The organism is Bacillus sp. EKM202B (genome assembly GCF_011066025.1).
Lineage (GTDB): Bacteria > Bacillota > Bacilli > Bacillales > Bacillaceae_G > Bacillus_A > Bacillus_A toyonensis.
In genome coordinates this window covers 92,877-113,650 of record NZ_JAAMNK010000015.1, presented here as the reverse complement: position 1 = coordinate 113,650, position 20,774 = coordinate 92,877, and the positions used below count along the sequence as shown (strand labels likewise).

At 35.9% G+C, this 20,774-nt stretch carries 22 protein-coding genes and 1 riboswitch; of the genes, 9 read left to right on the top strand and 13 right to left on the bottom strand.

Annotated features, from left to right (window positions below; genetic code table 11):
* Positions 1-4 precede the first annotated feature (4 nt).
* Genes kdpB through kdpDN form a run of 3 tightly spaced genes read left to right on the top strand, consistent with a single transcriptional unit; the run spans position 5 to position 3,904 of the window.
* Positions 5-2,095 carry a potassium-transporting ATPase subunit KdpB gene (gene kdpB, locus G9F74_RS18395; RefSeq protein ID WP_016107842.1) on the top strand — a complete coding sequence of 697 codons (2,091 nt, stop codon included), beginning with the start codon at positions 5-7 and terminating at the stop codon, positions 2,093-2,095.
* Between the two features lie 16 nt (positions 2,096-2,111).
* Entirely contained in the window at positions 2,112-2,693 is a 582-nt protein-coding gene (kdpC, locus tag G9F74_RS18390; protein ID WP_001085547.1) for a K(+)-transporting ATPase subunit C, read from the top strand.
* 56 nt (positions 2,694-2,749) lie between these two features.
* Positions 2,750-3,904 carry a KdpD-like non-kinase potassium sensor gene (kdpDN, locus tag G9F74_RS18385; RefSeq protein ID WP_080119665.1) on the top strand — a complete coding sequence of 385 codons (1,155 nt, stop codon included), beginning with the start codon at positions 2,750-2,752 and terminating at the stop codon, positions 3,902-3,904.
* A 23-nt stretch (positions 3,905-3,927) separates the two neighbouring features.
* On the opposite strand, the gene G9F74_RS18380 is transcribed toward kdpDN, so the two are convergent.
* The gene (locus G9F74_RS18380) at positions 3,928-5,109 is read right to left on the bottom strand and encodes an MFS transporter (RefSeq protein WP_016107844.1); all 1,182 of its coding nucleotides are present in this window, start codon (positions 5,107-5,109) and stop codon (positions 3,928-3,930) included.
* Between the two features lie 139 nt (positions 5,110-5,248).
* On the opposite strand from G9F74_RS18380, the gene G9F74_RS18375 reads away from it, so the two are divergent.
* From G9F74_RS18375 to G9F74_RS18365, 3 genes are all read left to right on the top strand, one after another.
* Positions 5,249-5,710, top strand: coding sequence for a MarR family transcriptional regulator (locus tag G9F74_RS18375; protein ID WP_000442447.1), 462 nt, complete (start codon positions 5,249-5,251; stop codon positions 5,708-5,710).
* 128 nt (positions 5,711-5,838) lie between these two features.
* Positions 5,839-6,693, top strand: coding sequence for a patatin-like phospholipase family protein (locus G9F74_RS18370; protein WP_000892699.1), 855 nt, complete (start codon positions 5,839-5,841; stop codon positions 6,691-6,693).
* 127 nt (positions 6,694-6,820) lie between these two features.
* Positions 6,821-7,024 (top strand): hypothetical protein, encoded by a 204-nt coding sequence (locus G9F74_RS18365; protein ID WP_000432816.1) that lies wholly within the window; start codon positions 6,821-6,823, stop codon positions 7,022-7,024.
* 331 nt (positions 7,025-7,355) lie between these two features.
* Here the strand turns inward: G9F74_RS18365 and G9F74_RS18360 are convergent, their stop codons facing one another.
* The 4 genes from G9F74_RS18360 to G9F74_RS18345 form a co-directional block, all read right to left on the bottom strand.
* Positions 7,356-8,351, bottom strand: coding sequence for an ABC transporter permease (locus G9F74_RS18360; RefSeq protein WP_016107845.1), 996 nt, complete (start codon positions 8,349-8,351; stop codon positions 7,356-7,358).
* On the bottom strand, positions 8,335-9,822 hold the full coding sequence (locus tag G9F74_RS18355) for a sugar ABC transporter ATP-binding protein (protein ID WP_016107846.1): 1,488 nt from the start codon (positions 9,820-9,822) through the stop codon (positions 8,335-8,337). Before G9F74_RS18355 ends, G9F74_RS18360 begins: the two co-directional genes overlap by 17 nt.
* Complete coding sequence (locus tag G9F74_RS18350) at positions 9,819-10,931, bottom strand: sugar ABC transporter substrate-binding protein (protein ID WP_000732072.1); 1,113 nt, start codon at positions 10,929-10,931, stop codon at positions 9,819-9,821. Before G9F74_RS18350 ends, G9F74_RS18355 begins: the two co-directional genes overlap by 4 nt.
* An 88-nt stretch (positions 10,932-11,019) precedes the next feature.
* Positions 11,020-11,125: riboswitch (SAM riboswitch) on the bottom strand.
* 91 nt (positions 11,126-11,216) lie between these two features.
* Positions 11,217-12,518 carry an NCS2 family permease gene (locus tag G9F74_RS18345; RefSeq protein ID WP_000482720.1) on the bottom strand — a complete coding sequence of 434 codons (1,302 nt, stop codon included), beginning with the start codon at positions 12,516-12,518 and terminating at the stop codon, positions 11,217-11,219.
* A 202-nt stretch (positions 12,519-12,720) separates the two neighbouring features.
* Here G9F74_RS18345 and G9F74_RS18340 point away from each other — a divergent pair, with 202 nt between their 5' ends.
* The 3 genes from G9F74_RS18340 to G9F74_RS18330 all read left to right on the top strand — a co-directional run bounded on the left by G9F74_RS18340 (position 12,721) and on the right by G9F74_RS18330 (position 14,772).
* Positions 12,721-13,587, top strand: coding sequence for an SDR family oxidoreductase (locus G9F74_RS18340; RefSeq protein WP_016107847.1), 867 nt, complete (start codon positions 12,721-12,723; stop codon positions 13,585-13,587).
* 68 nt (positions 13,588-13,655) lie between these two features.
* On the top strand, positions 13,656-14,417 hold the full coding sequence (locus G9F74_RS18335) for a L,D-transpeptidase (RefSeq protein WP_016107848.1): 762 nt from the start codon (positions 13,656-13,658) through the stop codon (positions 14,415-14,417).
* Between the two features lie 103 nt (positions 14,418-14,520).
* The gene (locus tag G9F74_RS18330) at positions 14,521-14,772 is read left to right on the top strand and encodes a hypothetical protein (protein WP_000834196.1); all 252 of its coding nucleotides are present in this window, start codon (positions 14,521-14,523) and stop codon (positions 14,770-14,772) included.
* Between the two features lie 33 nt (positions 14,773-14,805).
* Here G9F74_RS18330 and G9F74_RS18325 read toward each other — a convergent pair whose 3' ends face one another.
* The 8 genes from G9F74_RS18325 to G9F74_RS18290 form a co-directional block, all read right to left on the bottom strand.
* Positions 14,806-15,021 (bottom strand): DUF1540 domain-containing protein, encoded by a 216-nt coding sequence (locus G9F74_RS18325; RefSeq protein WP_001115393.1) that lies wholly within the window; start codon positions 15,019-15,021, stop codon positions 14,806-14,808.
* Positions 15,022-15,093: 72 nt separating this feature from the next.
* Entirely contained in the window at positions 15,094-15,549 is a 456-nt protein-coding gene (locus tag G9F74_RS18320; protein WP_000738433.1) for a thioredoxin family protein, read from the bottom strand.
* Between the two features lie 12 nt (positions 15,550-15,561).
* On the bottom strand, positions 15,562-15,981 hold the full coding sequence (locus tag G9F74_RS18315) for a disulfide formation protein C (protein WP_000532269.1): 420 nt from the start codon (positions 15,979-15,981) through the stop codon (positions 15,562-15,564).
* A 164-nt stretch (positions 15,982-16,145) separates the two neighbouring features.
* Positions 16,146-16,394, bottom strand: coding sequence for a YhdB family protein (locus G9F74_RS18310; protein WP_001195459.1), 249 nt, complete (start codon positions 16,392-16,394; stop codon positions 16,146-16,148).
* A gap of 117 nt (positions 16,395-16,511) precedes the next feature.
* Entirely contained in the window at positions 16,512-17,021 is a 510-nt protein-coding gene (locus G9F74_RS18305) for a PCYCGC domain-containing protein (RefSeq protein ID WP_000761015.1), read from the bottom strand.
* A 45-nt stretch (positions 17,022-17,066) separates the two neighbouring features.
* Positions 17,067-18,176 (bottom strand): GerAB/ArcD/ProY family transporter, encoded by a 1,110-nt coding sequence (locus G9F74_RS18300; protein WP_016107849.1) that lies wholly within the window; start codon positions 18,174-18,176, stop codon positions 17,067-17,069.
* A 12-nt stretch (positions 18,177-18,188) separates the two neighbouring features.
* The gene (gerYC, locus tag G9F74_RS18295; protein WP_016107850.1) at positions 18,189-19,271 is read right to left on the bottom strand and encodes a spore germination protein GerYC; all 1,083 of its coding nucleotides are present in this window, start codon (positions 19,269-19,271) and stop codon (positions 18,189-18,191) included.
* A complete protein-coding gene (locus G9F74_RS18290) occupies positions 19,268-20,773 on the bottom strand; it encodes a spore germination protein (RefSeq protein WP_016107851.1) in 1,506 nt (501 codons plus the stop codon). Before G9F74_RS18290 ends, gerYC begins: the two co-directional genes overlap by 4 nt.
* Position 20,774 lies beyond the last annotated feature (1 nt).

The following is a 20,774-nucleotide window of genomic DNA, read 5'->3' as shown; positions in this document are numbered from 1 at the left end:
AATAATGAGACCGGTAGTAGTAAAAGAAAAACAATTGAACGATTCACAAATACATGCTGTAGAAGATGAAGTTAGACAAGCGAAAACGTTGGATCGTGATATCGTGACGCATGCGATGAAACAATCCTTTGCGAAATTGAATCCGAAAGTAATGATAAAGAATCCGATTATGTTCATTGTGGAAATTGGGTTTATCATTACGTTCATTTTATCTTTTCTCCCAAGCAGTTCTAGTAGTGTACCAGGATGGTTTAATATAACGGTTTCTCTCATTCTATTATTTACAGTTTTATTTGCTAACTTTGCAGAAGCGTTAGCTGAAGGCCGTGGTAAAGCGCAAGCCGATTCTTTAAAACAATCGAAGAAAGATGTGTTTGCAAATGTCGTAAAAGAAAATGGAGACATTGTTCAAGTTTCAGCAACTGATCTGAGAAAAGGTGACGTTGTTATCGTAAAACAAGGGGAAATGATTCCAAATGATGGTGAAGTAATAAAAGGGTTAGCGTCTGTCGATGAATCTGCAATAACAGGAGAATCAGCCCCTGTTATAAAGGAAGCGGGTGGCGATTTTTGTTCCGTAACAGGCGGAACGATGGTCGTAAGTGATGAAATTACAATTGTTATTACAAGTAATCCTGGAGAATCATTTATTGATAAAATGATTTCATTAGTAGAAGGGGCTGCTCGTCAAAAAACGCCGAATGAGATTGCTTTAAATACAGTATTAACGAGTTTAACGCTTATTTTCTTAATCGTTGTTGTGACGTTGCCAATTTTCACGAATTATTTAGGGTTTCAAATTGATACAGCTGTACTTGTAGCATTGTTAGTTTGTTTAATTCCAACGACAATTGGTGGGTTATTATCGGCAATTGGTATAGCTGGGATGGACCGCGTGACAAAGTTTAACGTGTTAGCAATGTCAGGGAAAGCAGTAGAAGCTGCGGGCGATATTAATACAATTATTTTAGATAAAACAGGTACTATTACTTTCGGGAACCGAATGGCACATACACTGCTTCCAGTAGGAAATGAAACGATTGAGCAAGTTGGAAAGTGGGCTGCTATTAGTTCTGTTTTAGATGAAACACCAGAAGGCCGATCTGTTATAGAATATGTGCAAACGAAATCTATATCGTATAATCGAGAACTTGCAGAACAAGGGGAGTTCGTTCCGTTTAAAGCAGAAACAAGAATGAGTGGTGTCGATTTACAGGACGGAACGAAAGTGAGAAAAGGTGCTGTAGGTGCCGTTATTGAATGGGTTGGGTCACAAGGCGGAACAATTCCGAAAGATGTAAATCAAAAAGCAGATTTCATTTCAAAAGAGGGTGGAACACCACTTGTAGTGGCAGTAGATGATCGTATTTACGGTTTAATTTATTTAAAGGATACGGTAAAACCTGGTATGCGTGAGCGTTTTGAACAATTACGTCAGATGGGGATTAAAACGGTTATGTGTACAGGGGATAACCCATTAACAGCAGCAACAATTGCAAAAGAAGCAGGTGTAGATGAATTCGTTGCCGAGTGTAAACCAGAAGATAAAATTGCAGTTATTAAAGCAGAGCAAGATAAAGGGAAGCTTGTAGCGATGACAGGTGATGGTACAAATGATGCGCCGGCGTTAGCGCAAGCCGACGTTGGATTAGCGATGAATAGCGGTACGACAGCTGCAAAAGAAGCAGCAAATATGATTGATTTAGACTCGAATCCAACGAAAATTATTGAGGTTGTAGGAATTGGTAAGCAATTGTTAATGACGCGCGGGGCGTTAACAACGTTTAGTATTGCGAATGATATAGCAAAATATTTTGCAATTATTCCAGCGATGTTCACACTTGCGATTCCGCAAATGGAAGCATTGAACATTATGAAATTAACGTCACCACTGTCAGCAATTTTATCAGCATTAATATTTAACGCTGTTATTATTCCATTACTTATTCCATTAGCGATGAAAGGAATCGCATATAAACCGATGAGCTCTAATGCATTGCTTAGCAGAAACTTACTCATTTACGGGCTTGGCGGGGTTATCGTTCCGTTCATTGGAATTAAGGTAATTGATATGATTGTCGGCTTGTTCATATAAGGAAGAGGGGAAAAAGATGGCGAAGAAACAAAGTATACTATCACCAATTATTCGTATTACTTTTACATTTTTAGTTTTGTGCGGCCTCGTATACCCGCTTATTGTAACTGGTATTGCACAAGCGGTAATGAAGGATAATGCGGATGGAAGTCTTATATATAATGATAAGGATGAAATAGTTGGTTCGAAGTTAATCGGTCAAAATTTCACAGATCCACGTTATTTTCATGGACGTGTCTCTAGTATAGAATATAAAGCAGAAGCATCTGGTTCAAATAACTATGCACCGTCTAATCCAGATTTAGAGAAACGAGTAGAGAAAAGTATGGAAGACTGGAAGAAACAAAATCCAACCGTTCCAGTTACAGAAGTACCGATAGACTTAGTGACGAATTCAGGTTCAGGGCTTGATCCTGACATTAGTCCAAAGGCAGCGTCTGTGCAGGTAGATCGCATCTCTAAATTAACGAATATTCCGAAAGAAAAGTTAAATCAATTGATTAAGGAACAAACAGAAGGTGCTGCCCTCGGTTTATTTGGAGAAGATCGCGTAAACGTCTTAAAGTTAAACTTAGAATTACAGAAATTAATGAAATAGTAACAGTACTACCTCAATCTAACGGATTGAGGTAGTGTTGTTTCGCAAGAAGGGTTGTGAGTGTTTTGTATGCGGATGATTATAAACCGACGTTTCAAAGGCGAACGCCAGAGGAATATTTAGAATACATTCGTCAACAAAATCGTGGAAAATTAAAGCTATACGTAGGGGCTGCCCCAGGCGTAGGGAAAAGTTATAAAATGCTTTTTGATGCACGAGAGATGAAAAAAGACGGCATTGATATTGTAATTGGTTTAATTGAAACACATGGTAGAAAAGAGACGGAAGAAGCAATTGCTGATTTAGAAAAAGTTCCTTTAAAAGAAATAGAGTATAAAGGAAAAGTATTTTATGAACTTGATGTAGAAGGAATTATAAAGCGTGGCCCGCAAGTAGTTGTAGTGGATGAACTTGCACATAGTAACATTCCTGGGTCTACAAATAAGAAGCGTTACATGGATGTGCAAGAATTGTTAGATGCCGGTATATCTGTATTATCTGCGTTTAATATTCAACATTTAGAAAGCGTTCATGACATTGTAGCTCAAATTACGAATGTAAAAGTACGGGAACGTATTCCAGATTTTATTTTACAAAAAGCAAATGAAATTCAGCTCGTTGATGCAACGCCTGAGGTATTAAGGAAGAGATTAATAGATGGAAAGATATATAAGGAAGAAAAAATTCAGCAGAGCTTACAAAATTTCTTTACGCTTAATAATCTAGGGGCACTTAGGGAATTATCACTTCGAGAAGTTGCTGATGATATGGACGAGAAAATTAGCCAAACAGTAATAGAACCAATTGGCGTAAAAGAAAAAATTCTCGTTTGTGTACAATACAGTTCAACAGCGGAGAAATTAATAAGACGGGGATGGCGCATGGCTGATCGGTTAAATGCTGAATTGTACGTATTAAACGTTGAGAGGGAAAATATAGATTCTATTTCAGCTGAAAAAAAGCAGACGATTGAAGAGTGGAAATCGTTAACCAATCAATTTGATGCGAGTTTTGTATTAGAAGAAGCAAAAGGAAGAAAACCAGCTGATGTTATTATCGAAGTTGCCCAGAGACTACAAGTAACACAAGTTTTACTCGGACAATCAGCGAGAACAAGATGGGAAGAAATACGAAAAGGTTCTATTGTAAATGAAATTATGAGACAAACAAAGTATATTGATATTCATATTGTTGCGGATCAAAGAGCTTAAATAGAGCCCACCTTTCGGGGGCTCTATTTTGCCTTTTGTGCGGTAGAGAAACGTAACATTTTTATTGCGTATAAAACTATAAGTAGAAATGTAACTGCTCCTATAAAGAAAATCCAAAAGTAATTTTGATTAAATAAAAGAAACCCACCTACAATAGGTCCTGTACCCATGCCAAAATAGCGAATGAAGTTGTACATACCGATAGCTGTTGCGCGTTCTTGTACGAATTCTTCCGTTAATAAAGTAGTGTGAGTTGGCATAGAAAGTCCCATGCTAAAACCGTATAAAGAGGTAACGATAATGACGGTTGGGATATTGTTGCTATATGCGAAAGAGAATAAAGTGATACATATAATATTGAAGAAACTAGTGATGAATAAAGCTTGCTTTGTTGTGAACTGTTTTTGCAAAAATTTGTAGCAATAACTTCCTAACATAATAGAAAGGGACATTGGTACAAACATAAGACCAATTTCACTTGCGTGTAGATGATATATATTTGTTAATATGCTAGGCAAAAAAACCAGGAAACAGAAATACATACAAAATTGAATAAAGCCAATAAGTGTAATAGAAAATCCAGTTTTATTTTTTAAGATAAGCCAGTAATTCTTTTTTACTTTAGGTTGTTTAATTACATTTGGTTTTGTTTCTGGAAGTAGTGAAATGTTTATAATTAATAAGATGATGCCAATTGTAGATAAAAACAGAAATACAGATAAGTGGCCGTGTATACTGCCGAGATAACCGCCTATAAGAGGGCCGATCGCAGGTGCGAGAGCAAGTAACATTTGATAAAGGCTCATCGCTTCTCCGCGTTCTTTTCCTTCAAATAAATCACCGATAATCGTTGCTGCAACTACAGGTATAGCCGCTATTCCTATAGCTTGAACAGCTCTAAAAAATAGAAATAAGTAAATGTTTGGTGAGAAAGCACAACCAATTGAGCCGATTGTACTAATAATTAAACTAGGGATAAGGACAGATTTTCTTCCTTTTGTATCAATTAAAGGTCCGTATATGAGCTGCATAATCGCAAGAATGAATGTGAAAAGTGAAACGGTTAAACTTACAAGATAAAGAGAAGTATGAAACGAATTTTGAATCATCGGTAAGATCGGTGTGTAAATATTTTGAGCGAAGGAACTGAGTAAGGCACTCATACAGACAACATATAAAATGAAATTCAGTTTGGTTTTTTCCATAATGCTAACCTCCTTATTTTTAGTTTCCTAGGAAACTAAATTTATTTTAACATGATTTTCTCACTTGTAAAGATGGAGAAATGATTTTAAAATGGTATATAGTTAAATTGTTTCTTTGGAAACTTAGGAGGCGAATGGATTGGAACGTACAGCGAAACAAATGGAAATAATTTCGGATATTCGTACACTTTTTCATAAAAAAGAAGAGCATTTGAAAGAAAATAATGAGAAGTTTCTTCGTGAAACAGGTGTAAGTGGTATGTCTTTATCTGAGTTACATGTTATCGAGTGTATCGGACAAAATGGTCTCATGAATGTAACGGCTATTACGACAGAAATGGGAATGACGAAGGGCGCGATCTCTAAAATTTGTACAAAGTTATTTCAAAAGCAGTTCGTTGAGAAGATGCAAATGTTAGATAATCAAAAAGAAATTTTCTTCCGCTTAACGGAAAGAGGAAATGAAATATATAAAGCTCATGAAAAGTTGCATAAACAAGCGGAAGAAAAGTGGCTGTTACTTTTAGATGGATATACGAAAGAAGAGCAAGATTTTATTCAAAGGTTTATAAAGGATGTCTCTGATCATTTGGAAATATAATTGGAAGAAAAAATACTTTTTTCTCAAGCCTTTTGAATATAATTTCTGAAAGAACTCATATATAATAGAAAAAGATACTTAACATAGTGAATAATTAAAGAGTCAATATATATAGAGGAGAGAGTAACATGCTTGAAAATACGGGGTTAGTATTAGAAGGCGGCGGTATGCGTGGTGTATATACGGGCGGGATATTAGAATATTTTATGGAACAAGATTTATATTTTCCATATGTGATTGGTGTCTCGGCTGGTGCTTGTCATGCAGCGTCGTATCTTTCCAGACAAAGAAATAGAAATAAAACAGTCAATATTGATTATGCATCACATCCACAATATTTATCGTATAAAAATTTGTGGAAAAAACGTCAACTATTCGATATGGATTTCATTTTTCATGAAATTCCAGAAAAGCATGTGCCGTTTGATTTTGAAACATACTTCAATAGTCCAGAGCGTTTCCTTGTAGGGACAACAGATTGTGAAACAGGGCAATCTGTTTATTTTGAAAAAGAAGGAACGAATGATGATGCGCTAAATTTATTACAAGCGTCTAGTTCATTGCCTTTCATTGCACCGGTAGTAAATTACCGCGGTAAGCAATTGTTAGATGGCGGGATTTCTGATCCGATTCCAGTTCGTAAAGCGCAAGAAGACGGATTTAAAAAGTCAGTCGTTATTTTAACGAGAAATCATGGTTACGCAAAGAAAAAATCAAAGTTTGGATGGGTTGCAGCGAAAGCTTATAAAAAATATCCGAACCTTGTTAACACGATGCTGAATCGTTATGAAGTGTATAATGAAACACTTCACTACATTGAAAAAGAAGAACAAGCTGGGAATTTATTTGTTATTCGCCCAGAAGTGCCGCTTCAAGTAGATCGTATGGAAAAAGATACAGCAAAATTACAAAGTTTATATGAGCAAGGCTATGAGGATGCAAAGAGACAATTTGCAGATTTACAGGCGTTTTTGCAAAAATAAATATTAGGCTGCGGAGAAGAATTTCTCTGCAGTCTTTTTTATTAGTGGTTTCAATACCGAATGTTGGTTATACAAATTTTCGGAATATGGTATAATATGGATAAAGGTATGTAGAGAGGTGATACATATGGAAAATGTATATAAAGGACTTAGACATACTGGATTTACTATGTTGCTTATTTTTGGTGGTGTATTTTTATTTCGTTTGCTCATGCATGATGAAATGTTATTAGATCAGCTTATTGGTTTTAGTATAGGAATGGTAATGATTATTTCATCAGTGTTCATTCAAAAGTATAGTAAAGAATTACAGGTAAATGAGAAATATTAAAGGTTTCTAACCTCTTTTAATTAGTTTGGTCGTAGAGGAGGTTTTCATTTCTTCTATTATTTATGTATTTAATAATGGAATGGGAGAGCTGATGATAGCAATCTTCTTAGGTGTTATAGCAATAGCAAACGGTCTTCTGCTCCTTGCGTTGAAGTAGTTCGTGTGATTGTTGCAAAAGGAAAGTAGCGCATTAACGGGCAGTAAGACCCCCACCTCAAAATTCGGCGAAAGCAAAGAAGTTAGGTGGGGGATCAACTGCCCGTAAATGCCCGATTGGTGAAGCCTAATAATAAGTGGGGGGAAGAAAACCCCCACTTATTAAAGTTTCACTTTATTTACGTTTCTTTTTAATAAATGAAAAGGCTAAAGCAGCAATTAAAATACTGCCTTTAATGATATCTTGTGCATAATAAGGAACGTTCATCATTGTAAGGCCGTTTAATATGATCCCGATTAATATGGAACCAAGAAATGTTCCGATGACATTTGGTTTCTTAGCACCGAACATTGCATAACCGATATAGGCAGCGGCAACTGCATCCATTAATAATGGGGCGCCAGCTGAAACTTGTCCTGTGCCAACGCGGCTACATAGAATAATTCCGCCAATAGAGGCAAGTAAACCGCTAATCATATAGGCATATACACGGTAACGATCAGTAGGAATACCAGCTAGTCTAGCAGCTTCTCGATTCCCACCTGTCATATAAAAGAAACGACCGTACGTTGTTTTTTCTAAAAATACATATGCAATCAAAACGACAATAAGCATGATAATGACAGGGACTGGAATTCCTAAGACAGAACCTTGACCGATAAATAAAAAGGATGGAATAAAATGTCCTTTGGCACCAGACATTCCTTCATAAATAGAAGATCCTTTTGAAAATGTTAAGTGTAGTCCATTCACGATATACATAATACTTAATGTAGCTAGTAAATCTGGTAGTTTAATTCGGATAACGAGTAGTGCATTTAATAATCCAACTAATAGCCCACAAAGAATAGGAACAAGGAGTGTGACTAATAGTTCTTGTCGATATAAAACGAGACAGGAAGCAGCTGCAATGGTTGCTAAACTAGCGGTAGAGCCGACTGATAAATCAAACCCATCTACAATTAATGTAAAGGTAACACCAATTGCAAGTAACGTTACGATAGAAATGGAGCGTAAAATATCACTAATATTGTTGTACGTTAAAAAAGAATCGTTGACGATAGAGAAGAAAATTGTAACACCTATAATGATAGCAATCGTACTAAATTGATAAAAAAGATGAGTAGGTAAATATAGTTTCTTAGTTTTTGTTTTATGAACGAGATTCAATGGAATAACTCCCTTCAGATAAATGTAAAAGCTGTTCAGGAGATAGTTCGTTTGGTAAGTATTCACCTACAAATTCTCCGTTTGCCAGTATAAGAATGCGATCAGCGATATGTAGTGCTTCATCTTGTTCTCCTGTGAAGTAAATTACGGAACTCCCGTTTTCAGTAATGTTACGAATGAATTGAAAAATGTCTTGTTTTGCAGCTATGTCTACACCTTTAGTTGGCTCGTCTAAAAGAAAGAGATTCGGTTTGAATCCATGCCACTTTGCAATCGAGACTTTTTGTTGATTTCCACCGCTAAGTGAATGAATAAAGGCTTTTGGGTCATTCGGTGAAATGCTGAAAGAAGAAATTGCCGCAGTAGCATTATTTAATTCGGTTTGTTTTCGTCTCCAACCTGATTGGTGTAAATTCGTGTGGCTTATAATATCTTCCGAAAGAAATACGCCTTGTTTTCTTCTTTCTTCTGGTACAAGTGCGATTTTCGCTTTAATCGCATCTCGCGGTGTTTTAATCGTTATATTTTGACCGTTTATTTCTGCGTGATAAGTATGATGAGCACCAAATAACGTTTCAGCAAGTGTTGTTTTGCCACTGCCAATTAATCCGTATATCACAACAGTTTCACCTTTCCGTACGGTGAGAGAAAGGGGAGAATGGTTTTTGTGTAATGGAAGTTCTTGTACTTTAAAGAATTCTTCGTTCCCTCGTTTTGGTGCTGCATTAATAGGAAGTGTAAGTTGTTTTCCAGTCATCGATTCTACAATTTGTTGATCTGTAACCTTTGTAATCGCATCAGAAAGTGCGACTTTACCATTATGTAATACAGTTACATCATCCGCGAAATTTCGAATCTCTGATAAACGATGAGAAATTAAGATGATGCCAATTCCTTTTGATGTTAAATCTTTTAATAGTTGCCCGAAGGTTTCAATTTCTTTCGGTCCAAGAGAAGAAGTAGGCTCATCTAATAAAAGATAATTTGTATTGTTGGATAAAGCTCTTGCGATAAGAAGTAATTGTTTTTCATGTAATGAGCAGTTTGAAACATCTTCAAAAATATTTAAATCAGCCTGTACAGTTTGCAAATGTTGTTTAGCGAGTGCGACTAATTTTGACTTTGAAAATAGTACTTTATTTTGCATTGCTAAATGATCGATAAGTACATTTTCTAATACAGATAATCCCGGAATAAGTCCGTGATCTACTTCTTGTGTTACGAAAGAAATACCGTGCTTTTTTGCATCGCGTGGCGAAGTAAAGGAAACAGACTGATTATCAATTTTTATATCGCCAGCAACTGGTTGAATTTCACCAGTTGCTATTTTCAGTAGAGTACTTTTCCCAGCACCGTTCATTCCTAGTAGGGCATGAACTTTTCCTTTTTGAATATGGATAGAAACATCTTCTAGAACAGGTGTAGCGGCATGATAAGAATGTGTAATGTTTTGAAGAGAGAATGTCATCATTTTTTCTCCTTCTCTAATTTTTTCATCCAAGGAGAATACGCATCTTTCGAGTCTCCCCAACCGTTTATATGTTTTGATAATTGATCCATTGTTATATTTTCTTTTGGTAAACTATTTTTCTTTACTAAATAAGGTTCTAGTGAATAAATATCTGGCGTTTGTTCACCGGCAATTTTTTTGTATAAGAATCGTACTTGAACTTTCCCTACTTCAGCTGGATCCGTTGCAGCCGTAGCAGACCAAGGTGAGTTTTCTTTTTGCATAAGTTGTAAATCTTCATTACTTAAGTCAATGCTGTATACTTTTATATCTGTACGACCAGCTTGTTCAAGTGCTTTAACAGCTCCTTTAGCAAACTCATCCCACGAAGCGAAAATGGCTTGTAAATCTCCTTCTTTCGGATATTTTTTTAGTAAAGCTTCTACTTGTGTTTGTGTATCAAGTGGTGTGTTATTACTAGCAGTACCGAATCGCGCAACTTCTTTTATATTTGGATACCGTTTATAAAAAGCATCAATGATAACGTTACGACGTTCCATTGGAGCAAATCCGCCAACCCATACGACTGCGATATTTCCTTGTCCATTCAAATCTTCTGCTAACGTTTTTAATGATTTCCATGCAAGACTATAGTCATCTTGATCAATAATTGTTACACCTGGTAAGCGTAGATCGTTATCAAACGCGACTACGGGAATGTTCGCCTGTAACGCTTTTTCTACCCCAGGTTTTAATGCTTCAGATCGGCCATGATCAATTAAAATACCATCCACTTTTGAATTAATAGCAGTATCTAAATTTGCAGCCATTTTTGCTAAATCGTTATCAGAATTGTAGACTTGTACACTACCGCCAAATAGCTCGACTTGTTTTTTGACGCCCTCAATATATTGAGAGGAAAAAGTTCCGATAGACATTTGCATAATTAATGCGATTTTTAATGGCTTTTTTATTTGCTTTGGAATTTCTGTTTGTAAATGATTTTCAACTGTTGTAGTTACTTTTTTCACCGTTTGTTGCTTTTGTGAAGAGATAGCATCTTGTTCATTTGTACAAGCCGTCAATGTAAGTAATAGAAAAATAAGTACGATGGAACACAATTTTTTCATAAAAAAATCCCTCCTAAACTAAGAAGAGAGGGGAGGGAGTGAAAATAAAAAACGCCTTTTCATATAGAAAAGACGTCTTATCATATTACTCTTATCTTTCAACACAACGTGTTGTAAGAATTAGCACCGTGCCCATAAATGGGTCGGTTGCCGGGCTTCGTAGGGCTCATCCCTCCACCTGCTCTTGATAAGACATCGAATATTTAACTATTTTGAATTATTCCATGATTCTGTACAGTTGTCAAATGTTTTTTGAAAATAAAAAATCCCTCAGAAAGAGGGATTTTAATGTGGTAAGAATATCAATTGATAAGCGAACAAGATTCCGAATACATACACAAGTGGGTGAACAGAACGGAATTTACCTTTTGCCACTTTCATAAGTGGGTATGAAATAAATCCAAGTGCGATACCTGTTGCGATACTTGATGTAAGTGGCATGCTTAAGATTACTAAGAATGCTGGGAATGCTTCATCAAATGAATCCCAATCGATGTGGCGAACTGAACCCATCATAAGACTACCAACGATAATTAGTGATGGTGCAGTAATAGCTGATACACCAGATACAGCGCTCACTAATGGTCCAAAGAAAGCTGCTAATGCGAATAGAACAGCTACTGTAACTGTTGTTAAACCAGTACGGCCACCAGCTGCAACACCAGCAGAAGATTCAATGTAAGCTGTTGATGGTGTTGTTCCGAACATAGAACCGATTGTTGCTGAGAATGAGTCAGATAGAAGAGCTCGTCCTGCTTTTGGAAGCTTTCCGTCTTTCATAAATCCACCTTGTTGCGCAACGCCAAGTAGTGTACCTGTTGTATCGAATAGTGTAACAAGGAAGAATGAGAATACAACGCCGTATAATCCGTAGTTAATTACATCAGATACAGCAGTAATTGGATTTGATACGATAATTCCTTCTGGTAATCCAGGCATTGATGTAACACCGTTTGAGAACGTTAATTGTCCTGTGAAGAAAGCGATAAGACCAGTTAATAGCATGCCGATAAATAGCGCACCATTTACATTTAAAGACATAAGGACAATTGTAATTCCAAGTCCAGCTAATGCTAGTAAAACTGGAGCAGAGTGAAGATCACCAAGTCCAACTAAGTTTGCATCGTTTTTTGTAACGATACCTGTTAAACGTAAACCGATAAAGGCGATAAATAGTCCGATACCAGCAGTAATTGCGTGTTTTAAATTTTCAGGAATGGCTTCCATTAATTTTGTACGGAAAGATGTGAATGATAACAAAATTAAAATCATACCTGCTACGAATACAGCAGAGAATGCAATTGCGAAAGTCATGCCTTCATGAGCTTTTACAACAGAGTAAGAGAAGTAAGCATTTAATCCCATACCTGGTGCAATTGCGATTGGTAAGTTTGTAAAGATCGCCATAAATAATGTTCCGACAACAGCAGCGATAATTGTTGCTGTAAATGCTTGTTCAAATGGAACACCTGCATCCCCAAGGATGACAGGGTTTACGACAATGATATATGCCATTGTTAAGAAGGTAATAATACCTGCCATAATTTCAGTTTTAATAGAAGTTTTATGTTTTGAAAGGTTAAACATATAAACATCCTTTCTGTTTACGAATAATTTTCACAACAGTTATATATAATATTCGTTTTTTAACTATTTTGCAATAGTTTTGTATAAAAAGTTTACAACAATTCATATTTTGTGTCTTAAATTCGAATATTAATCGTAAAACTATGTGTGAATTGTAGTTTTTTATTGTGCACATGATAAGGAAAAGGAGCTGAAGGAAGTTATGCCACAGCAAAAAAGCTTTTTAACAATGCCAGCCCAACATCAAAATAAACAGCCTGGTATTGAATCATTAATGAATCCACTTCCGCAGTTTGAAGATCCCAATTATAAGGGAAGTGAAAAGTTAAAGGGGAAGAATGTGTTAATTACAGGGGGAGATAGTGGGATTGGACGAGCTGTTTCCATCGCTTTTGCAAAAGAGGGTGCAAATATTGCAATTGCTTATTTAGATGAGGAGGAGGATGCGAATGAGACGAAACAACGTGTTGAAAAAGAAGGTGTAAAGTGTGTATTACTACCGGGAGATTTAAGTAATGAACAACATTGTAAAGATATTGTGGAAGAGACTGTTTCGCAGTTAGGTGGTTTAAATATTGTTGTGAATAACGTCGCACAGCAATATCCGCAGCAAGGACTAGAATATATTACAGCAGAACAGCTAGAAAAAACATGCCGTATTAATATTTTTTCTTATTTTCACGTTACGAAAGCAGCACTTTCTCACTTCAAACAAGGGGATGTCATTATAAATACGGCGTCTATCGTTGCATATGAAGGAAATGAAACTTTAATTGATTATTCTGCAACGAAAGGAGCTATCGTTGCTTTTACAAGATCTCTCTCTCAATCGTTAGTGCAAAAAGGAATTCGTGTAAATGGTGTTGCGCCAGGCCCGATTTGGACACCTCTTATTCCATCGAGCTTTGATGAGAAGAAAGTGTCACAGTTTGGAAGCAATGTTCCGATGCAAAGACCTGGTCAGCCATATGAATTAGCACCAGCATACGTATACTTAGCATCTGACGATTCATCTTATGTTACGGGGCAAATGATACATGTAAACGGAGGCGTTATCGTAAATGGATAGTTTTCATTTATAAGAGCAAAGTAAAGCTAATTGCATTTATTATGATGTTAGTGCTAGGGGGGATTTAGATGAAAAAAGTATTGTTTATCGTAATCCTATTTTTCTGCCTACCAGCTAGCGTTTTTGCTAATACAGATCATTTAATATTAGTTAATCTTACGACGAATCAGCTGTCTTTCTTTGAAGAAGGAAACTATACGAGAACGTTTCCGATAACGACTGGAAGAGATCGTACACCTACGCCAGAAGGTAATTTTTGTATTATAACTAAATATAAAAATAAAGAATACCATCGAAAAAAGATACGTGGTGGTGCACCAAACAACCCTCTCGGTACGAGGTGGCTTGGACTAGATAAAAAGGAATATGCGATTCACGGGACAAATCGGGAATGGACGATTGGAAGTAGGGAATCAAATGGTTGTATTCGCATGCATGACAAGGATATACAATGGTTATATGACCGAGTACAATTACAAACAAAAGTAATCATTTCTCGTTTTCATACGAGTCCGGAATATGAGGCAAATACACTTGGTTATCGTGTTGTGAGCTGGAATGGTCGTAAAGTAGAAGAAGAGCAAATTGGAATACTTACGTTAGTAGATCGCGCGGATATATATTGGCAAGAACCGAATGGGCAGTTAACAAAAGTGAAAACGGTATTGCCGAATGAAAGATATACGGTGTACTCAAAACGAAAAAATGGAATATATTATATAGGAAACGATTTGTATATTGTAGATGAAACAGGAGAAAAAATTCGTTACGAGCAAATTCCTACTTCGACTTTAAGTAATATATATAAACGGAAATACAATGTTCCGTAATAGCTACCGTTTTATAGGCGGTAGCTTATTTCTACTTGGAGTTTAACTGCAACTATTGTATTTTGCTGAATATAATACAATACAGATAGGGGGCGGTTACATTATGAAAAGTGAATTTGCATTTAAAGTTTTCTTAGTAACGACCTGTTTATTCATTGTGTATTTGTATGCGTTTCTCGTCTTTTCTTTTTATGTTCCATATGTTGATTTAATATTGTTCTTCGGATTTATTTGGGCTTTTGTAAAAGCAAGGGAAGGAGAAAAGAGTATATATAGGCGCATTACCCTATGTGGGACTGTCGTCCTCGTTATTTTGTACTTTTTTATTATGCATGATTTTTGGAGGGGAATGTAAAAAAGCATACGATTCATCGTATGCTTTTTATGTTTAATATTTTGGTTTAAATGTATGGCAACAAGTTTCTACACTCGTTGCTACAGAGCTTTCTAGCGTCTCGTTTGTTAAAACCGCGCTTGTATACGAATCATTTTCAGTTTGACCAGCTTCATCTGCATCAGGCTGAACGATGATAGCACTTGCTTGACAAAAGTTACCTTGTCCCCAAAATGAGCAATTGGAAACAGAGCATTTTACTTCTGGCATAAAACCCCCTCCTTATACATTAGTGTGAGGTTTTACGCCCATTTCATGTGTAGAAGGAGTTTCCTTTTCTCGTTATTTCTTCGTTTGCTCAAGCCATTCTTTTAATTTGTCTTTCGATTGTTCGCCGCTAATACGGCTCACTTCTTTACCATCTTTAAAATGAATGATTGTTGGTGTACCTTGAATTTTATATTCATCCCAAGGAGCATCTAATTTTTCAATATCCATAACTTTCATATCAACATTCAAGTCTTTAGCCATCGGTACTACGACAGGAGATAATTTTTGGCAATGAACGCAAGATGTTTGATAAAAGTATACTGTTTCTTCTTTTTTCTCTTTTAAATTCTTTTGGAGATCTGAAAGAGAGATTTTATTTGTGTAGTAGTCAGCACCATCTGTTTGACTACCAGTAGCATTATCAATTTTTTGGCTAGTTGAAGCGTTTTTTTCTTCCATTTGTGTGACAGCGAAAATTGCTGCAAACAAGGCGATAATAATACCGCCAAATATAAGCATTTTTTTCATTCTTTCATCTCCTTATTTGTTTTTGATTACGATAAAGCTACAAACAGCGATTGTGATAAAGCCGATAAGTGCTAAAAACGGGATTGTCACAAAGCCGAACCAGTTTATGTATTCTCCCGTACAAGGTACGCGGCCGCAAGCTGCCCCAGCAGCTGAAAATGCTGCGATTTTTTGAATTGCATAGTGATATAAAGAAATACAAGCACCAATACTTGCGATTGGTAAAGAATAACTTGCAATGCGATAGTCTTTCTTTACTACAGCGATACCAAGCCATAAAACAAATGGATACATAAAAATACGCTGATACCAACAAAGGACACAAGGCTCAAATTTCATGATTTCGGAAAAGTATAGACTTCCTAATGTAGCAATAAATGAAGCTCCCCATGCAGTAAGTAAAGCATATTCTTGCTTTTTTTCTCGTCCCATATTTTATACCTCACTTATAATAGTTACATACTAAATTATAGTATGAAGTAGTAGGGAAAAGAAAGAAAAAATATGTTTATCAATAAAAGTTTTATAAGGAGAAACATTTATTGATATCGACATTTTAAAAAGCGCCATTCTCATAAAGAGAATAGCGCTATATTTTACATTTGAATTTGCTCTACTTCTTCTACATGTGACTTTTGAGATGCGTGGTCAATATATTGAAATAGAAGCTGCAATTGTTTATCAACTTCTGGTAGCTCTTTACTGTATTGATAAGCATGTAAAAAATGCTCAATACGCTTAGAAAATAATTGATCGTTCGTCTGAACCATGAGAACGAGTAATTTATCCCAATTACAGCAATACGTGTAATAGAGAGCTTTATCATAGTCGTTATATGTTTGCACTGTGTACCCTCCTTACCGAGAGTTATATATAGTGTGTGATAAGTAAGGAGAAATACACTTGAAAGAATTTGTTAAGAAAAAAAGTGAATGAAAAAAAACGAGGTATTTCCTCGTTTTTTAAGCTTTTGGCATTGGCGTAGGTGTTGGTTTGCCATAGCCTTCTTTGTATTTATTGTCAATATAGTTACGAATTTCAAGCGTTGATTTTCCTTTTTGTTTCATCGCAGCTGATTCAACTGCGATTTCTAGGCAATTGACGCAAGTCGTTGCATGGGAATCCCAAACAACTTCACCATTCTTCTTAATTTCACGAATAAAGCAATTTTTATTGTTTTTATGTCCTACACTTTCACCGCAACCGCAGTAACATGGAATCCAATCTAATAGCTCTGCATTTTGTCCAGCGACAGTGTAAATGTCTTTCATTTGTGGATCAAGCTTGTCTAGGAAGGCCGGAAGTGTGTCGACTCCCTTTGTTTTTTCTTGAATGTCAGCTTGCTGCGTGTGCGATGCATGGTCATGCTCTTCTTTTGATTCAGATGATTTTTTTTCATTTGTACTAGTAGCTCCGCATCCAGCAAGAATTAAACTCAGTACTGCAAGTAAAGAAAATACATATTTCTTCATACGCTTGTCCCCTTTACACATGTATTAATCAAATTGTATCAAATATCATGGTGTGTCGGGTGAAGATTCTTTCGACTTATTTTTGAAGCGCCACCGCAATGAATGGAATAGAAATAAGATTGGGATATAAGCGTATACAATATATAAACCAGCTTGAGACAGTACTGTATTCAATGTATTGATACTTTCGCGGTTTGTGAAATACAAGGATGAAATAAATATAGTTGCGATAAAAAATGGCAGTGTAATGTTAAATGGTATGCGAAAAGATTTCTTAGTAATGCAACAAGAAGACCAGATCGTTAAACAAAGGTTAGGTAAAATAATTAGATACCATAAGAAAATAATAATGTACTCAAACCTTTGGATAAAAGGAACCTTAATTATTTTTAGCATTGTTAATGTTGGCCAAATTGTATGATGTAGTTGCCCTTGGCTATAGTACATAATGGACACAATCGCTAATATTACGTATAGAATGGTTGTAAAAGCAATACCGCTATGTGCCCATTTATTTAACGATTTTCCTTTTTTTATAAATGGATAAAAGATAAGGATTGCTTCAAATCCAAGAAACTCTAATGCAGATGCTTTCGCTGAAGTTAAAATGTCTAAAGGTGAATGAGCGAGAATTGGGAAAATGTTACGGACATGTGCGTATTTCATTGGGAAAACTAAGAAAAATAGTACGAAAATCGGGATTATGACGCCCCAAAAACATATTCCTGTCACAGAACGAAAGCCACCCCTAATTATGTAATAAGCCACAAGTAAAAATAGTAAAGTTAATTTCCACGGTTTAATTGTAGGAAAGACCCAAACTTGAATGACTTCAATATATGAACGAAGAACAGTAAGGCAAAATAATAGAAGGTATGCAGCAAAGCATACGGAAAAAAATGTTCCAATCCACTTTCCGAAACATGTCGTATGAATATTCATTAAATCATTATCTTTTTCTAACATTTTCAGCATACAAAATAACACGATGTGAGTTGCAATACCAGCGATAATAAGAGAAATCCAAGCATCATAACCGGCAAATTGCGCAATAATCCTTTGGTATCCTAACACACCTACTCCAATTTGAAGGGAGTGTAATAGAAGGAATGTGAAATAAGGGGAAACAGTATGTGTTTTATCTTGTCCAGCCATGATAGCACCTCACTATTCTCCGATACCAGATTGTACGACATTAATCTTCACACTAACAGCAACGTCTACGCCAGGATACATGTCTTGAATTTGTTTTATGTTCCATTTTCTTGAATGACTACGAATTTCTTCACGTATACCAATTGGATCGATTTTATTTTCTTGGAATTGTTTTATTAATTCGTTTAAATCCTTCTCAAGTGTTTTTTCTACATGTCTTTTTACGTAAGTTACATTTTTACTCTTTGATAAATCAAGCCAGCTGGGAGCATTTTTTACGAGTCCATTTAATTTTAAGTGAATGTTAACTTTCAGAATATCACCGTTTTGCGAAAGAGAACAAACACTTTTTCCAGATAAGTTTTGAGTAGCGATCAATCCTTTATGCTTACCTTGACGTATTGGAACTTCGTAGCGACCATTTTTCGTTGGATTAATAAGTAATTTTAATAAAAAAGATCCTTTTTTATCGGTGTACATAACCACTTTATCCTTTTTTAAAAAAGCGAGTCCTTTAATGGAAGCAGATTTGTCTTCTGATACTTGAATGTAAGGAAGAAATGGATCGCATCCAGATGAATAGAAGTTATATAAAAAAATATTTAAAGCTGTCCGCGGGATTGTCTCGTTTTTTATATTTTGCTCCAGTAAATCAGATAGATAAAGTGATCCATTTGTTTTGACATGTTTCAGTAATTCTTCTGCTGAACCATCTACAAGTGCTAGCTGCACATCACGGCCAATGTTAGGATCACGTTGTAAGTTGTTAATAACATCTCCAAGTCCATGTTCACCAAATGCTTTTCCAAATAGGACAACACGCATTTGACCTACAGCGATCGTATGTGGAGATTTGGCGTTTAGAAGGGAAGAGATTGTTTCAATTGTACCTGCATGAGTTGATTGAGTTTCTGGTTTAGATTGTACGCCCTTTGTGTAATCGGGATATAAAATGGTTCCGCGAAATTTTTTATCTTTTATTATATCGAATCCACCTACGTGAATCATTCGCTGTGTATCAACTATATGTGCTTCTGTACAACCAGATTGAACAATTAAAATGATAATGGAAAAGCATAATAAAATATTTTTCATTTCTCTTCACCGTCACGTTTTTCTTTCGCTTTGTTTGGGTCATAGCGCCATTTCTTTTTTGGTCTCAGAAAAGAGGCACGTCCAGCAGTTTGACTAAACGGCAAACGAAGGAGTCCTTCTGCTGTCCCTAAACCGCGAAATGGATATAGAGGTAATAAATAAGGTGATCCAAGTGATTTTAAGCGAATTAAATGAGCTAATATGAGTACGAATCCTACAATGAGACCTAAGCCCCCAAATGCACCAGCTAAAAGAATAAGTGGAAATCGTAGTATCCGGATAGTAGAAGACATTTTTACAGTTGGTGTTGTAAAAGAAGCGAGTGCTGATAAAGCAACTGCAATTAATAAAATGTTACTCGTTAAAGCAGCTTGAACAGATGCTTGGCCAATTACAATCCCGCCAACGATGCCGATTGTTTGTCCAACTTTTGTAGGTAATCGTGCTCCAGCTTCACGGAGCAATTCGATTGTGATTTCTAAAAAAAGTGCTTCTAAAATGGGCGGAAAGGGTACATTAGCTCTTGAAAAAATAATCGGACCTAGTAAATCCGCAGGAATCATTTGATAGTGATACGTTAATACAGCTGTATAAATAGCTGATGAAAATAGCGAGAATGCTGCTCCGAAAAAGCGAACCATTCGAAGAAATGAGCCCGCTATCCATGGTAAATAATAATCTTCTGGCGAGACGAAGAAATCAAGTAACGTCGCTGGTCCAGCTAATGCGTAAGGTGAACCGTCTGTTAAAATAACAACGCCTCCATTCAGTAATGCGTACACAGAGCGGTCTAGCCGCTCTGTAGGTAGTAAAACAGGGAAGGGTGAGTTACTATTATCGCTAATAAACTGTTCAATCATAGTTGCATCAAAAGGAACATCAAAGTCAACATCTTGTAAGCGCTGCATTGCGGTATTGATGTGTTGTTCATTTGTAATGCCTTCGATGTAAGCAACTATCACCTTTGTTTTTGATATAGAGCCAACTATAACTTCTTTGAAAACTAATTGCTCTGTTACTATATTTCGGCGAAGTAAGTGTGTATTTGTATCAATATTTTCAACAAATCCGACTTTTGGACCGATTACACTATATTCATTTTCGGTATCGTTATATAATCGTGTACCTAAAACGGAACTTTCAGCACGAATAAGTACATATTCTGCTGTTTGAGAATCGTTTTTAAGCTGTATGAGTACATACCCAACTAATAATTTTTCACGAATATCATCAATAGAAGGGTTGGTAATAATCCCTTCGAGTGTGACGATATTTGCTATATCATTTATAGTTTCAATGTGATCCAATTCTCTTTTTATAGGTGTTAAAATGAATCGATTAATGAGGAGTGATTCAGCTGTAGATTTATAATAAAACAAACATAGCGTTCCATCTTCTACGATGTTATAAGAAACGAAATCACTAGATTCTTTCATAGTTTGGATAAAATCTGGAATGGAACAGATTGTTTTTTTCTTCTTTTTAGATGATAAACGAAACACT